We start from the raw sequence: 16,113 nt of genomic DNA on the forward strand, positions 1-16,113 counted from the left end.
TTTTTTATCGATAAAAACTGTTGTCCCGGATATGTTAGGAATTATTTAATGCGTTGTTCACTATCTTTATCAAAGAAATGTGCTTTGTTTAAATCAAATCCAAGATCAATACTTTCTCCGCCTTTAACATCTGTACGTGAATCAACACGAGCTACAAATTCTTGCCCATCAACACTAGAATAAAGAATAGATTCTGCGCCCATTAATTCTGCAACTTCAATATTAGCAGTTACTTTAGTACCTGGAGAAGAATCGATAAATATTAATTCATCATGAATATCTTCTGGACGGACACCTAGTACCAATTCTTTTCCTTCGTACCCTTGTTCACGAAGTACTTTCAGTTTACCTTCAGGTACAGTGAATTTAGATTCACCAGTAATAAAGTTTCCTCCATCTAATTTCCCAGTGAAGAAGTTCATAGAAGGTGAACCAATAAATCCGCCAACAAAAATGTTTTCAGGATAATCGTACACTTCTTTTGGAGCACCCACTTGCTGAATAACTCCATCTTTCATAACAACTAAGCGAGTAGCCATCGTCATTGCTTCTGTTTGATCATGTGTTACATAAATCGTCGTTGTTTGTAAGCGTTGGTGTAGTTTTTGAATTTCTGCTCGCATTTGCACACGAAGTTTAGCATCTAAGTTAGATAATGGTTCATCCATTAGGAATACCTTTGCATCACGGACAATTGCACGACCTAATGCAACACGTTGCCGCTGACCACCAGAAAGTGCTTTTGGTTTACGGTCAAGGTATGCTTCTAAACCAAGAATTTTGGCTGCATTATCCACACGTTCCTTAATTTCTTCTTTTTTAAATTTACGAAGCTTCAATCCGAATGCCATATTATCGAACACGTTCATATGTGGGTAGAGGGCATAGTTTTGGAATACCATGGCAATATCACGGTCTTTAGGAGCAACATCGTTCATTTTTTTCTCATCGATGTAAAATTCTCCATCGGTAATTTCTTCTAGTCCAGCAATCATTCTTAAAGTAGTTGATTTACCACAACCAGAAGGACCTACAAAGACGATAAACTCCTTATCTTGAATATGTAGGTTAAAATCATTTACTGCAAGTACTTCCTTATCATATTTCTTTTGAATATGTTCTAAGCGTAATTCAGCCATTTCTTATTCCCCCTATTTTTTATGTTAACGATTACATTTATTGTACAAGAGCCGATGAAATGTTGATATGGTAAATATGCACAAAGATGTTATTCTGTTTTGTGCATATTAGCTAAAATAGCTAAATATACGGTGATGGCTTGTTCAAATTGTTTTACATCAATTCCTGTGCTTTCATGAAATTTATCAAGACGATACTGAATGCTATTTCGGTGCATATACAGTTTTTTTGAAGCTTCTGTAAGATTTAAATTACTTTCAATAAATATTTGTATTGTTTGCAATGCTTCTTTATCCTCTGTAAACTCTTTTAAAATCCAGCTACTTAATTGGATTTTCTTTTGTTTATTTAGATTCTTAATAAGACGAAATGGATAATCTTCTATAAAAGTGACAACGGGTGAATCATGAGATTGAAAACTCGAAGGCGCTTGCTCAGATAATATATTTGAATACGTGACAATATCCTTTAAACTATTAAGGAATGGTCCTATATAAAAAGCAGTTTTAATGTATAATTCACTCATTAATGTATCTGATATTTGCGCATAACTTAACGATTCTTCCAGTTGTGAAATTTCCTCTTCAACTAAAATTCCTGCATATTCATTATGCCAAAGGATAGATATAGGCCCAGTGAAAAACTCTTGGATAGTCGTTTTAAATATATCTGGTTCGACATGGCCTTGGCGAATTTGAAAATAAACAAATCGAAAAGGAGAGTTAATTTCCTCTAATCGTTCTTTATCATCTTCACCTAATCTTTTTCTCCATAATTTCTCACGTTCCGTTTGTAAGGGTAAGTTAACATGGTATTTAGTTAAAAAAGCCGATAATAAAGCTTGATCTTTCTCTGTTAATTCATTTTGGTGGATGCCAACTACTTCTCCTTGTTCCGTTTGAAACCAGGTATAATCTAACGGAAGATTTGAAGTATTGGAAGGTAGTGTGCGAACACTGGGATAAAATTTTTTTAGCATTTGAATCATGTATCAGTACTCCTTTTTAATTATCATAATATTATTATAACAAGTTAATTCTATCCTACCTTTAAAAATCGCATAGGTATTGGTATACATCAGAGGTCACCTTTGTTATAGTAGCATGGAGACAAATCAAGGAGGATGAATAAGGATGGCAAATACACTAGATGTAGCAAATAATTTAGAACAAGCTTTACGTGAAAGTGATGAGTTTAAAAGCTTAAAAGAAGCATATGAAGAAGTTATGGGAGAACCAACTGCGAAACAAATGTTTGAAGATTTCCGTGACACTCAACTAAGCCTTCAAGAAAAACAAATGCAAGGTATCGAAATTACAGAAGAAGAAGTGGAAAAAGCAAGACAAGTTGTAGAAACAGTACAACAACATGAGGGCATCTCTAAATTAATGGAAGAAGAACAACGCTTAAACAATTTAATTAATGAGATTAGCCAAATCATTACAAAACCATTAGAAGAATTATACGGAACAGCTGAACAAAATTAATTAATAAGAGTGCTATTACCAAACTTGGTGGATAGCACCCTTTTTTTGAGTGGCCGTAATCTAACGATGGAATAGCACTAATTTTGCATCTGGACTTACACAGCGATGTGTATGTTCCATATATCCTTCTTCTTCAAGCTGAGTTTGTCCGATTTCTTTTGCAGATTCATCATTTTCTGCAGTGAATGATGTGTCCAATAACTTTTCCCCATTTTTTGAAAATACCGTTAATGCATAGGTTCTCATCCCAATCCCCCTTTAATTATTTATATATTATTATAAATCATATCAGTATTTTCTGGCAATTCATCCTGCGTGTTACAGTAATATCCCCACTGAGTAAAGTTTATTTTATTGTCTGAAAAAGTATTGTAATTAAATAGGACATTATATACACTTTAATGGGGACATAGGTAGTTTATATAATAGAGAGAAGGAGGTAAATCAACGATGACGTTACAATTAAATAACGTAACAAAACGATTTGACAACCATACTGCTGTAACTAATCTTTCTTTGGAGATTCCTGAGAAGGAGATGTTTGGTTTTCTTGGAGGGAATGGAGCGGGTAAAACGACTACATTTCGGATGATTCTTGGTTTATTAGACATTACCGAGGGAGAGATTACATGGAAAGGCGAATCGATTTCTTATGAAAAAAGCCATCTAATTGGTTATTTGCCAGAAGAAAGAGGTCTATATCCGAAGTTAACAGTGAAAGAGCAAATCATTTATCTCGGCAGATTAAGAGGAATGAAAAAGCCCCAAATTGAAAAAGAATTAATAAAGTGGTTAGATCGATTCCGTGTACCAGAATACTTGAATAAAAAAGTAGAAGAATTATCTAAAGGGAATCAACAGAAAATTCAATTTATATCTGCGGTGATTCATCAACCACAGCTATTGATTCTAGATGAACCATTCTCAGGCCTTGATCCTGTAAATGTAGAAATGCTAAAGGAAGCGGTTATTGAGTTAAAAGAACAAGGGACATCAATTGTATTTTCTTCGCATCGGATGGAACATGTAGAAGAACTATGTCAGCATGTATGTATTTTACAAAAAGGAACTCCCATTGTTCATGGATCGTTACAAGAAATAAAAAAAGGATATGGAAAGAAGAATCTGCATATTCGCGGAGATGTCTCGTTTGAATTCTTACGGACCCATTCAGGAGTTTCCTCTTACAAAGCTCTACAGGATGGATGTAAGCTTCAAATTGACAGTGAAGAAGTGGCACAACAAATATTTGAAGCTCTGCAAGGCAAAGGATTTATACGTAAATTTGAACTTGAAGAACCTTCGTTAAATGATATCTTTATTGCAAAGGTAGGTGCTTCATATGAATAAGTTTTGGGTTGTTTTATCTCATACATACCTATCAAAAGTGAAATCAAAATCATTCATCATTAGTACTGCCATTACGTTATTAGTAATTATAGGTTTGGCTAATTTACCAACAATTATTGATACTTTTGCTGGTGATGGAGAAGAGAGTTCGGAGCAGATTGCTGTAATTGATGAATCTGGAAATTATTTTGACCTATTAGACGAAAGCCTAGCTGCTGCGAATGACCAAGAATTAGAGATTGTATCTGTAAATGAATCAGAGGATGATGTGAAACAAGCTGTTCAGGAAGAGGAGTACGATGGGCTTCTTGTAATTGAAACAGATGAGAATAATTTACCTATTGGTACTTATTATGCGAATCGGATTTCGGATAGCGGAGAGCAGTTATTTTTACAAAATCAACTTCAACAACTAAAAATAGCGATTGGTACTCAACAGTCAGGAATAGATCAAGAATCATTAGAAATGATTTACGCTCCAGTACCATTTGAAGCAACACAATTAGATGAAACGGCAAGAACTTCTGAAGAAATGAGTCAAGCACGAGGTATTGTATATGTGATGTTGTTTGTACTGTATATGGCTGTTATTGTTTATGGACAAATGATAGCAACGGATGTAGCAATTGAAAAATCTTCAAGGGTGATGGAAATATTAGTATCAAGTGCTTCTCCTATTACACATATGTTTGCTAAAATTATCGGTGTTGCATTGCTCGGTTTAACGCAAATACTTCTGTTCTTAGGAGTAGGGTATTTTATGATTAGTTCCCAAATGGATGACATTGGTGGAGAATTTTTCGAGTATATGGGCTTAACGAACAATGACATTTCTATTTATATTTATGCAGTCGTGTTTTTCCTTCTGGGGTATTTTCTCTATGCTACCCTAGCTGCAATGTTAGGTTCTTTAGTTAGTCGTATTGAGGATGTAAATCAGCTCGTTATGCCAATGATCATGCTAATAATGATTGCATTCTTTATTGCAATTTTTGGGCTGGAAATGCCTGAATCAACTTTAATAACAGTAACCTCATTTATACCATTTTTTGCACCAATGATAATGTTCTTAAGAGTAGGTATGCTTAATGTTCCGATATGGGAAATTGTATTATCATTCGGATTATTAATTGGAACGATTGCTTTATTAGCTTATGTAGGAGCAAAAGTATACAGTGGAGGGGTATTGATGTATGGGAAATCGGGCTCGTTGAAAGACTTTAAAAAGGCAATGAAGCTTTCTAAAAAAGAAAAGTAAACTATCCACTGAATAAGTAATATTCAATGAGATTAATATCTAAAGGGGAAAGTCATCGCAGGTTGACTTCCCCTATTTCGTTATACACACTTATAGATAATAGGCGACGATTTTTATGGTAACAGTACGATCTGAGTTGTTCCCATGTTAAAAAAAGTTCAACTATAGGGAAAATTGAATGATGAGTAATAACCCCTGACGAGTTTGCTTATGATTCATTTGAATTTGGTTCAAGTTCTTCCTCGGTCACCCATTTATGATTTTTAACTTCTTCACCAGATTCGGTTACATAATCAATCATATATACGGTTGTTTCGATACCGTCTTCAATAGTTGCTGTTGCGCCATTCATACCTTCCATATGTTCAGCATTAATAGTTACTTCATCTCCAACTTGATAAGGGTTTTTATTTGGATTGTTAATTTCTTCTTGGATTATCCATTTGTGATTTTCAACCATTTCACCGCCATCTGTTGGTTGATAACTAATCATGTAAGCGGTGGTATCGTATGCCCCAACAATTTTTCCTGAAGCTCCTTCCATACCTGGCATATGTGAAGCGGTGATTGTTACTTCATCACCTGCAGTATAGGTAGACTCCTCTGCTTCTTTTAAATCTTTAGGGATTTTACCACTCTCATCATGATCCGAATGTTCCTGCTCACTTTGATTATCTTCTTCGAGATCTCCTTCAGGTACTTGTTCATTATCAGGAAGCATGTTTCTTTCTTCATTTTCATCAATATCACTTTCGTTATTGCAAGCATACAATCCCATCAGTAGCACAAATACCCCAACGAAGTATCCCAATTTTTTTATCATAGCAATAAGCTCCTTTCACATGTTGTACAAGTATTATTCACGCAAACGATATGTTATAAACGCAAAAACTGGAAAATAATAGATAATGACTAAGCGCTTATATTGACATAGATACATTAGGGGGGTATAGTATTGTTAGAACAATGAAGGAGTGATCAAATTGGATTCATTACAAGAACATACAAATCATCCAAGATCGAATACAGAAAAACAAGCGGTAACAAACCGTTTGAAACGTATAGAAGGACAAGTGAGAGGAATACAAAAGATGGTGGAAGAGGATCGTTATTGTGTAGATATACTCGTTCAGATTAGTGCCATTCAAGCTGCATTAAAAAAAGTAGGATTTGAAATTACGGAGCGGCATATGAAACATTGTGTCAGTGATGCAGTAAAGTCCGGTGAAGGTGATGAAGCAATTGATGAAGTAATGAGTGTATTAAAACAGTTTACGAAGTAAGGAGAGGGTCTTATGGCTAATAAGCAGTCAACATATCATATTACAGGGATGACATGTGCCGCCTGTTCCAATCGAATAGAAAAAGTATTAAATCGTATGGATGGAGTAGAAGCTAATGTGAATTTAACTACCGAGAAAGCATCAATTCAATACGATGAGACGAAAATTAAGAATGGTGATATAACCGATAAAATAGAAAAAATGGGATATGGAGTACAAATAGAAAAGGTTGAGTTGGATATAAGCGGGATGACATGTGCCGCCTGTTCTAATCGAATAGAAAAAGTATTAAACAAAATGGATGGTGTTAGAGAAGCAAATGTAAATCTTACTACTGAAACTGGCACGGTTTATTATTATTCAGATGTAGTTCAAGAGTCACAACTCATTAATAAAATAGAAAAAATTGGATATAACGCTGTTTTAAAAAATGAGAATCAAAATAAATCATCACAGAAAGAAAAAAAGTTAGTAAAAGCAAAAAAGAAATTGATTGTGTCTGCGCTATTATCTTTACCGTTATTAGTGACTATGCTTGTACATCTGTTTAATATCGAAATTCCCACTTTCTTCATGAATCCATGGTTCCAATTCGTGTTAGCCACCCCGATTCAATTTTGGATTGGATGGCAATTCTATGTGGGAGCGTATAAAAATTTGCGTAATAAAACTGCAAATATGGACGTGTTAGTTGCAGTTGGTACTAGTGCAGCGTACTTTTATAGTTTGTATGAAGGATTATTAACGATTAATAATCCTGCTTATCACCCACATCTTTATTATGAGACAAGTGCAATTATTATAACGCTTGTATTGTTGGGTAAGTACTTGGAAGCAAGTGCGAAAGGGCAAACAACAACTGCGATTACAAAGTTATTAAATTTACAAGCTAAAGAAGCTAGAGTATTACGTGATGGAACGGAATTTATGATTCCTTTAGAAGAAGTGGTAGTTGGGGATCGATTAATTGTAAAACCAGGAGAAAAAATACCAGTTGATGGTATCGTGAAACAAGGAAAAACATCCGTTGATGAGTCAATGATTACTGGAGAGTCTATACCTGTAGAAAAAGGTAGGGACACAGAAGTGATTGGTTCAACAATGAATAAAAACGGTTCAATAGAAATAGAAGCAACCAAAGTAGGTAATGATACCGCATTATCATCTATTGTCAAAGCTGTGGAAGATGCCCAGGGTTCGAAAGCACCAATACAACGATTAGCAGATGTTATTTCAGGATTCTTCGTTCCAGTTGTTGTCATGATTGCAATTTTAACGTTCATTGTGTGGTATCTCTTCGTACAACCAAGTCAAGTGGAACCTGCTTTAGTAGCATTAATTGCTGTATTAGTAATTGCTTGTCCTTGTGCATTAGGGTTAGCAACTCCAACTTCTATTATGGTAGGAACTGGCCGCGCTGCTGAGAATGGAATTCTTTTCAAAGGTGGAGAACATTTAGAGCAAGCGTATAAAATTCAATCCGTTGTATTTGATAAAACAGGAACTATTACTAATGGTAAACCAGTTGTCACTGATTTTAATGGAGATGATGAGACGCTTTTATTATTAGCAAGTGCAGAAAAAGGTTCAGAACATCCTCTTGCCGAAGCAATTACACAGTATGCTGAGGAAAAACAAATGGCTCTAGTACCAACAACTGATTTTGAAGCCATTCCAGGTCGTGGTATAACTGCAATTGTAGACAGTAAGCATATTATTGTCGGAAATCGTCAATTAATGAAAGAATATAAGGTAGATAGTAGAAAAGAAGATGAATATTTATTCGAACTAGAAAATGAAGGAAAAACTGCTATGCTAATTGCAATTGACGGAAAAATCCGTGGTACTGTAGCTGTTGCCGATACGATTAAAGAAAATGCGAAAGAAGCTATAAACCAATTAAAAGATATGAATATACAAGTAGTTATGTTAACAGGTGATAATGAACGAACTGCGAAAGCTATTGGACGATTAGCTGGAATAAATCATATTATTGCTGAAGTATTACCAGAAGAGAAAGCCGAAAATATAAAAAGGTTGCAAAAAGATGGAAATGCAGTCGCAATGGTTGGAGATGGAATTAATGATGCTCCTGCTCTTGCAATAGCAGATATAGGAATTGCGATCGGAACAGGCACCGAAATTGCAATTGAAGCAGCTGATATTACGATTTTAGGAGGAGATCTTCTTCTTGTATCAAAAGCTATTAAGATTAGTCAAGCAACGATTAAAAATATAAAGCAAAATCTATTCTGGGCTTTTGGTTATAATACTGCGGGAATACCAATCGCTGCGATTGGGTTATTAGCTCCTTGGATAGCTGGTGCAGCGATGGCTTTAAGTTCAGTGAGTGTTGTTACAAACTCATTAAGGCTTAAAAAAGTGAAAATTTAACATTGAAAGGGCAGATAATTTATGAAAAAAACAATGCAAGTACAAGGAATGTCATGTGGACATTGTAAACAATCGGTAGAAGGTGCTATCAATGGTATAGATGGTGTGTCAGAAGCAAAGGTTAATCTTTCTACAGGGGAAGTTGAAATTTATTTTGATGATAGTAAAGTTACAACTAAGCAGTTAAAAGCTACAGTTGAAGAGCAAGGTTATGATGTAGTAGCTCCATAATACAGTTGTTATCTATCCCCTTGAACTATAAAATTGTTCAGGGGGATATTTTTTACGAATCAAACAGAACGTGCATTCTGTTTTGCTGTTTGGTAGAATAATAAGAAGAAGTAAAGGAAGGAGTGGAGCGAAATGAAAGAGTCGATATCATTTATTCATGCAGCAGACTTACATTTAGATAGTCCTTTTCGAGGATTGCAAAATATACCTGAAGAAATTTTTCAAGAAATTCAAGAAAGTACATTTACAACATTAGATAATTTAATAGAACAGGCGATTAAACATAAAGTAGATTTTTTATTATTAGTAGGGGATCTATATGATACCGATAATCAAAGCTTAAAAGCACAAGTCCGACTTAGAAATGTTTTCCAAAAGCTTGAGGAATATAACATTCAAGTATTCCTTTCTTATGGAAATCATGATTATTTGAATGAACACTCCTTATCTGTACAATTCCCTAATAATGTTCATATGTTTACAAGTGAAACCGTGTCTTACTTGCCATATAATAGAACAGAAGAGACAATAGCACATATCTATGGGTTTAGTTATGAAAATAGAGCGGTATACGATTCTAAGGTTCCACACTATCAACGGATAAATGAACAAGTACCTTATCATATTGGATTATTGCATGGAAGTATAACTACGAATACCGAGCATGATATGTATGCACCGTTTCATTTAGAAGAATTGAAGAATGCTCACATGGATTATTGGGCACTTGGCCATATTCATAAAAGAGAAGTGCTATCTGATGCTCCACCTATTATCTATCCAGGAAATATACAAGGTCGTCATCGGAAAGAAATAGGTAAAAAAGGATGCTATTTCGTTGAAATGAACGAGTTTGAAGTTCAAAAACAATTTATATCTTTAGAATCAATTCGATTCGAACAACTAGAATTAGATTTATCTGGAGTTGAATTTTTACATAATATCGAACCGCTTGTTCTACAGTCACTTCCTCAATTAGATAATCCCGGATTAATCGAATTAATAATAAAGATGAATGAGCAACAATACGAAAGTTGGAAACAGACACGCATTGATGAGTGGATAGATATAATAAATGAGTTAACTATCACTCAATCTCCATGGATATATATATATCGTACGTCGATTCAAGTTCCAAAAAGTCATGAATTTGGGGAAAATAGTCCATTCTTTACTATGATAAAAAAACAGATAGATGAGGTACCTATTCAACCAATAGTAGATGAATTATATCAAAATAGACAAGCTAGAAAGTATATCAATGCATTATCAGAATCAGAGATAGAAGCAATAAAACAAGAAGCAGACCAATTTTTACAAGATGCATTTCGGAGAGGGTGAAATTATGCGAATTACAGATATAACTATCTACGGGTTTGGACAATGGGTTGATCAACAATTCACTTTCTCATCCTCTGAAATCACAACAATTTATGGAAAAAATGAGTCTGGAAAATCTACGTTACAACAATTTATTTTATTTATGCTTTTTGGCATGCCCCCAAAACAAAGGAAATTCTATCAACCGAAGAATAGTAGTAAAATGGGTGGCCGAATGATTATAATGACTCCAGACCATGAACGTATCATAATTGAACGTATAGATGATGAGAGTAGGGGGAAAGCAAGCTGCATTTTAGAAGATGGATCGGTAAAGGATGAACAATGGTTAAGCAAAATTCTAAACGGAATTGGGCTTGATACATATCAATCTATTTTTTCTTTTTCAGATACCGATCTTGCTCATATACGAACAATGCAAGAGGAAGAACTTAATGAAATATTGTTAAGTATAGGATTAACGGGATCTTCTATTATATATGACGTAGAGAAGCGCTTGGATCAGGAAATAGGAAATTTATATAAACCTTCTGGTAGAAAGCCAGAGATAAACGAACAATTAACATCATTGCAACAGCAATCTAAACATCTAGATGAATTAAAAAAGAACGAAGGTACATATCACAATAAAGTGGAAAAAAAGCACTATTTACAAGAACGTTATCAGTCAGTACAAGAAGAAATTGTGAAGCTCCATCAAGAACGTAGGAAGCTTGATACGTTGATACAAGCTTTACCTTTATTGAGAGAGGCAAAAAGAATCGAAAATCAACTTAATAATTCGAATCATGTAGATGCCTTTCCTGAACATGGCGTAGAGAGAATGGACCAATATAGAAAGCTTATTCTTCCTCTTCGAAGTGAAAGAAGTACACGAAAAAATAATATTGAAAAATATCATGAAAAAATGTTAGAAGTAAACGAACGTTTATTGCCTAATTCAACCCAAGAACCATTATATGAGTTGCTGAACGAGTTAAGTGAGGTTCAATTTGCTATTGAAGAGAAAAAGAGATTAGTTAAACTTATTTCAAAACAGAAAGCAAGATTAGATGAGGAGATTCAACAATTACATGTGAACTTGTCTAAATCCGAACTAGATCAATTAGCATTGCCTTTTTATATAGAAAAACAATGGGGGAAAATAAGAGCAAATGCTGAGCAGTTATACTATGAAAAACAGCAATTGGAACAACAAAAAAGTCAGCTGAATGAAGAAAAAGAATTTCTAAATGGGCAATATAAGCAATTGAAGAATCAATTATTACATGATGCGCATGTAGATGAATTACGACAAAGAATTGATGCTTACCAAACTAGTCAGGTTTTACAAGCTGAAAATCAAAAAGTACATCAAGAATGGCAAAAGACAAGACTACAAAAAAAGAATCTTAACAAACGTATATTATACAGTACAATTGTTATAGCAAGTATCCTTATGGTAACTTCATTTGTTTTTACAGAGTTTTGGTTAACTATAGTATCCATAATCGTAATTGGTTTTGGCTTAAGTATACTACGTATAAATAAACAAACAATTGATATGATACAAGGAATGTCAGATATTAATGATCCTAGCTTGGTTGCTTTCGTTGATGTAACCATAGAAGAATATTATGAGGCAAGAAATATATTAGAAGAGCAAGAGGCTATACAAAGCGAAATCGAACAATTAAATAAAAAGATACAAGATAATGAGTTAGCGTGGATAGAGTGGAAAAGAAAACAGACAAATATTTATGAAAGATTTGAATATCTAGATCAACAGAAGCAGGAACAAGTTACCCAGTATCCTTTTTTAGTTTCAATTGAAGTTGATTATTGGCCAGATTTATATCATCATTTGCAGCGCCTACTTCAACTATATGAACAATTGAAAGAAAATGAACAACTTTATTTACAAGAATCAACAAAGGTAGATAATTATATTAAACAATGTGAACAATGGGCTATAAATAATAATAATCAATTAGATTTAGATGATCCGGAAAGTGTCCTCGTACAACTACAAGCCATAAATGAGCAGCATAACCGGACACTCCAAGATTATCGACATTATAGAGCACTTTGGCAAGAAGAAAGAAATCTTGAACAACAACTTCAAAAATCTATCTCGATTTATCAAGAATCAATAGATAAATTGTTAATACAAGCCAATGTGACAGACGAAGAATCATTCTATCAAAATGCTGCTCTGTATAAAGAGCGAACATCATTAAAAGAGAGAAACAAAGAATTACTAAATCAGTTAATCAATATTTTTCCAGATGGATTTGAATCTTACTTTGAGCGATTAGAATTAAATGAGTATTATGTGAAAAAGCAAGAAGAGCAAAACGCTAGCTTAAAAAAATTAGAAGAAGATTTAGAGGATATTCGAAATAATCTAGCAGAAGTTCAAGCTGCCATTAATTCATTAGAAGGATCAAATGAACTGTCGAAAAAGACACATCAGGTTGAATTAGAAAAAGAAAAGCTAAATACTTTGTTTCGACAATGGGCAATTCGAAAAGTTGCGAAGTCTTATCTAGTAGAAGCAAAGAAAAATTATCGAGATCAATATTTGACAAGCGTTATTCAAGAAGCAATTGTGTATTTTAGTGATTTAACCGATAAACGATATGTTAAAATTTATCCACCAACAAAAAATCAAGGATTTATAGTCGAAACAAGAGAACAAAGAAGATTTCATGTAAACGAGTTATCACAAGGAACTATTGATCAGCTGTATATTTCATTACGATTTGCGATTAGTAAGATCATGAGCCAACAATATTTACTGCCATTCCTAATCGATGATGCTTTGGTACATTTTGATACGAAGCGAATGGAACGTGTTATAAATATTCTGCGTCGTACTGCAAAAAATCAACAAGTGATTTTATTTACATGTAAAGAAGAAATTATGCAACTAGTAGAGGGAGAAGTATTGCAATTATAGTAGCGTAAAAGGGGGAGAAAATTATATGAAAAATGGTATCGCATTTCGCACGATTGGAGAAGAATTTGATGGATTTCTATTAATTAAAGAATCTACAAGGGGTACTACTAGTAATGGAAAACCATTTCTAACCTTAATACTTCGCGATGCTAGCGGTGAAATAGAAGCAAAACTTTGGGATGCAACTAAAGATGATGAAGAAACACTGATTCCAGAACAAATTATTCAAGTTTCAGGTGAAATTAACCAATTTCGAGGTAAGCACCAATTAAAAATATTATCTATCCGTTTAGCTCAACCAATGGATAATGTTCAAGTAACAGACTTTTTAGGTAAAGCACCCATGGAAAAGGAAGAATTGGCAGAAAAATTAACTGAGGCAATTTTTGAGATGGAGAACCCTAAAATTCAACGTCTAGTTCGTGCATTTATTAAGAAATATCAGGAAGAGTTACTAACCTATCCTGCAGCAACCAAAAATCATCATGAGTTTGCATCTGGACTAGCATATCATGTCGTTAGTATGTTGGCTATTGGAAAAGAATTGCACAAGCTCTACCCCGAAATTAATAAAGACTTATTATATGCTGGAATTATACTGCATGATATTGGTAAGATTAAAGAACTTTCTGGTGTTGTTTCTACTACTTATACATTGGAAGGGAAAATGCTTGGACATATACCGATGATGGTTGAAGAAATTGGATTAATGGCTAATGAGTTGAAAATTGAAGGAGAAGAGGTGCTCATTTTAAAACATCTCGTTCTAAGTCACCACGGTAAAGCAGAATGGGGAAGTCCTACCCCGCCATTAGTTCGTGAAGCTGAACTACTACATTTAATCGATTTAATAGATGCAAAAATGAATATGTTAGGTCGAGCGTTGGAAAAAGTTCAACCAGGAGAGTTCACGGAAAGACTTTTTGCTATGGATAATCGTGCTTTTTACAAACCGAATTTTGAAGAAAATGAAGGATAGGTTATTTTTTCTTTCTTTGTTCATATATATAGTATTAAGGCTTGGACAAGGAGGAAAAGAAGATGGAATCAATTCCTATTTGGGTTATAGCAGTCATCTTATTAATTTTCTTCAGCGGATATATGGCATTACGTGCTATGCTGGCAGAACGAAAATTGGATCAACAATTTATTGAAAGAGAAGGAAAAATATACATGGAACGCATTCGTGAGGAACGATTGAAGCGTCAGAGGGATCATAATAGTGAGATTCATGATAACAATTGAATTTAGTGAGAAAGGCGCAAGCGCTTGTTTAGAAACGTAGCGAATGCGCCCCTGTTTTAGGGAGTGGTACGACAGTGACCGAACTTCCTTTTTCTTTGAGATTAAGGAATCACGGTGAGATGATGACTTTCACCGCAAGAGTATAAGTGCGACTAAGCCTCATGACATGAGTAATTTCGGTAAGTTCTTCTGGACATGGATGCTCAGTTATTTAGTTATACACAGCATACAAGTTTTATAATTTCCTATATAGCAAGAAAAACGCCCATTTCATTTAAATGGGCGCTTTTCTAAGGCTTAACCTTGTGCGTCTTCTTCAGTTGTATTTTCTTCGGTTTCTTCTTGCTCGAATAAATCTTCCATGCCTTCTACATTAATTTTTACATCAGATTCTTGGATTAAATTATTAATTTTTTCTTGGATTTGTGTTTGATCTACGCGACTTAGTAAAATCTCACGCTCAAGTTCTTTTTTAACATCTTCGAATTCACCTATTGATTCTTCTTTCTCACGTACATCATTTACTTTAATAATATGTGTCCCGTGACTACTTTGCACTGGATCGCTAATTTCTCCTGCTTCTAAAGAATATGCAGCTTCTTCAAATTCAGGTACCATGCTTCCCGCACTAAAGTAACCAAGGTCTCCACCATTTTCTGCACTTCCAGTGTCAGCAGAGTATTCTTTCGCTAGTTCACCGAAATCTTCTCCGTCTTCAATTTTTTGTTGTACTTCAGCAACATCTTCTTCATTTTCTAACAGAATATGTTGTGCTTGTACTTCTGTATTTTTACGTTCATATAACTCTTTTAAATCTTCCTCGGTAATTTCAATATCTTCAGCAGCAGCTTTTTCCTGTAACATACTAACATACATTATTTCGCGAAGTTGTTCCTCGCCGCCAAATTGCTGCTCTACAGTCGTATTAAAATCTTCTTCGCTAGGAAATCCTTCTTTCATGGTTGCGATTTCTTCTTCTAACTCTTCATCAGTTACTTCATAATTATCTTCTAAGACTTTTACAGTAACTAGTTGTTGTAACATGGATTCACCATTAACATCTTTTAATTCTTCATAAAATTCTTCTTTTGTAATATTTCCTGCTGCTGTTTCAGCAACAATTTCATCGTCTGAATTACATGCAGATAATGCGAGTACCCCGATTGAAAGTGAGGCTGCTATTGTCCATTTCTTCATACTTTAAAACACTCCTACTCTGTACTAGTTTGCGATTAGTTTTTACAATCATTAATATATCATACTTTATAAGGAAAAAAATAGAATTTGTAAAAATACCTATAAAATCCCATTAAACTGTCACATTCAATACTCGTAAGTAGGAGCATACAAGTAGAGCTACCATAATCATGTTTATAACTCGATACACTTTAAGCTGTTTTTTTTGTGATAGCTCCATCTTGATACAAAATGCATTGGTTAAAG

The 16,113-nt window shown here is 34.2% G+C and carries 15 protein-coding genes; 10 read left to right on the forward strand and 5 right to left on the reverse strand.

Annotated features, from left to right (window positions below):
- Window positions 1–41 precede the first annotated feature (41 nt).
- Both C794_RS06230 and C794_RS06235 read right to left on the reverse strand, forming a co-directional pair.
- Window positions 42–1,139: an ABC transporter ATP-binding protein gene (locus tag C794_RS06230; RefSeq protein WP_017796267.1), complete on the reverse strand. Its 1,098-nt coding sequence runs from the start codon at window positions 1,137–1,139 to the stop codon at window positions 42–44.
- Window positions 1,140–1,228: 89 nt separating this feature from the next.
- The gene (locus C794_RS06235; RefSeq protein ID WP_017796268.1) at window positions 1,229–2,128 is read right to left on the reverse strand and encodes a PucR family transcriptional regulator; all 900 of its coding nucleotides are present in this window, start codon (window positions 2,126–2,128) and stop codon (window positions 1,229–1,231) included.
- Between the two features lie 145 nt (window positions 2,129–2,273).
- On the opposite strand from C794_RS06235, the gene C794_RS06240 reads away from it, so the two are divergent.
- Window positions 2,274–2,627: a YlbF/YmcA family competence regulator gene (locus tag C794_RS06240; protein ID WP_017796269.1), complete on the forward strand. Its 354-nt coding sequence runs from the start codon at window positions 2,274–2,276 to the stop codon at window positions 2,625–2,627.
- A gap of 60 nt (window positions 2,628–2,687) precedes the next feature.
- Here C794_RS06240 and C794_RS06245 read toward each other — a convergent pair whose 3' ends face one another.
- Window positions 2,688–2,873, reverse strand: a complete 186-nt coding sequence (locus C794_RS06245; RefSeq protein ID WP_017796270.1) for a YhzD family protein — start codon at window positions 2,871–2,873, stop codon at window positions 2,688–2,690.
- A 204-nt stretch (window positions 2,874–3,077) separates the two neighbouring features.
- Here C794_RS06245 and C794_RS06250 point away from each other — a divergent pair, with 204 nt between their 5' ends.
- Together C794_RS06250 and C794_RS06255 are read left to right on the forward strand one after the other, a co-directional pair.
- Window positions 3,078–3,977, forward strand: a complete 900-nt coding sequence (locus tag C794_RS06250; RefSeq protein ID WP_017796271.1) for an ABC transporter ATP-binding protein — start codon at window positions 3,078–3,080, stop codon at window positions 3,975–3,977.
- Window positions 3,970–5,235 (forward strand): ABC transporter permease, encoded by a 1,266-nt coding sequence (locus tag C794_RS06255; protein WP_017796272.1) that lies wholly within the window; start codon window positions 3,970–3,972, stop codon window positions 5,233–5,235. The genes C794_RS06250 and C794_RS06255 overlap by 8 nt, the downstream gene beginning before the upstream one ends.
- Window positions 5,236–5,443: 208 nt before the next feature.
- Here the strand turns inward: C794_RS06255 and C794_RS06260 are convergent, their stop codons facing one another.
- A complete protein-coding gene (locus C794_RS06260) occupies window positions 5,444–6,058 on the reverse strand; it encodes a YdhK family protein (RefSeq protein WP_017796273.1) in 615 nt (204 codons plus the stop codon).
- A gap of 160 nt (window positions 6,059–6,218) precedes the next feature.
- Between C794_RS06260 and C794_RS06265 the strand changes: the two genes are divergently transcribed.
- From C794_RS06265 to C794_RS06295, 7 genes are all read left to right on the forward strand, one after another.
- The gene (locus C794_RS06265; RefSeq protein WP_017796274.1) at window positions 6,219–6,518 is read left to right on the forward strand and encodes a metal-sensing transcriptional repressor; all 300 of its coding nucleotides are present in this window, start codon (window positions 6,219–6,221) and stop codon (window positions 6,516–6,518) included.
- Between the two features lie 12 nt (window positions 6,519–6,530).
- Entirely contained in the window at window positions 6,531–8,912 is a 2,382-nt protein-coding gene (locus tag C794_RS06270; RefSeq protein WP_017796275.1) for a heavy metal translocating P-type ATPase, read from the forward strand.
- A 21-nt stretch (window positions 8,913–8,933) separates the two neighbouring features.
- Window positions 8,934–9,143: a copper chaperone CopZ gene (gene copZ, locus C794_RS06275; protein WP_017796276.1), complete on the forward strand. Its 210-nt coding sequence runs from the start codon at window positions 8,934–8,936 to the stop codon at window positions 9,141–9,143.
- Window positions 9,144–9,275: 132 nt separating this feature from the next.
- Entirely contained in the window at window positions 9,276–10,484 is a 1,209-nt protein-coding gene (locus tag C794_RS06280; RefSeq protein ID WP_017796277.1) for a metallophosphoesterase family protein, read from the forward strand.
- A gap of 4 nt (window positions 10,485–10,488) precedes the next feature.
- Window positions 10,489–13,425, forward strand: a complete 2,937-nt coding sequence (locus C794_RS06285; protein WP_017796278.1) for an ATP-binding protein — start codon at window positions 10,489–10,491, stop codon at window positions 13,423–13,425.
- A gap of 25 nt (window positions 13,426–13,450) precedes the next feature.
- On the forward strand, window positions 13,451–14,404 hold the full coding sequence (gene yhaM / locus C794_RS06290) for a 3'-5' exoribonuclease YhaM (RefSeq protein WP_017796279.1): 954 nt from the start codon (window positions 13,451–13,453) through the stop codon (window positions 14,402–14,404).
- 62 nt (window positions 14,405–14,466) lie between these two features.
- A complete protein-coding gene (locus tag C794_RS06295) occupies window positions 14,467–14,670 on the forward strand; it encodes a sporulation YhaL family protein (protein WP_017796280.1) in 204 nt (67 codons plus the stop codon).
- Between the two features lie 297 nt (window positions 14,671–14,967).
- On the opposite strand, the gene C794_RS06300 is transcribed toward C794_RS06295, so the two are convergent.
- The gene (locus tag C794_RS06300; RefSeq protein ID WP_017796281.1) at window positions 14,968–15,867 is read right to left on the reverse strand and encodes a peptidylprolyl isomerase; all 900 of its coding nucleotides are present in this window, start codon (window positions 15,865–15,867) and stop codon (window positions 14,968–14,970) included.
- Window positions 15,868–16,113 lie beyond the last annotated feature (246 nt).

This window comes from Oceanobacillus kimchii X50 (assembly GCF_000340475.1).
Classification (GTDB): domain Bacteria; phylum Bacillota; class Bacilli; order Bacillales; family Amphibacillaceae; genus Oceanobacillus; species Oceanobacillus kimchii.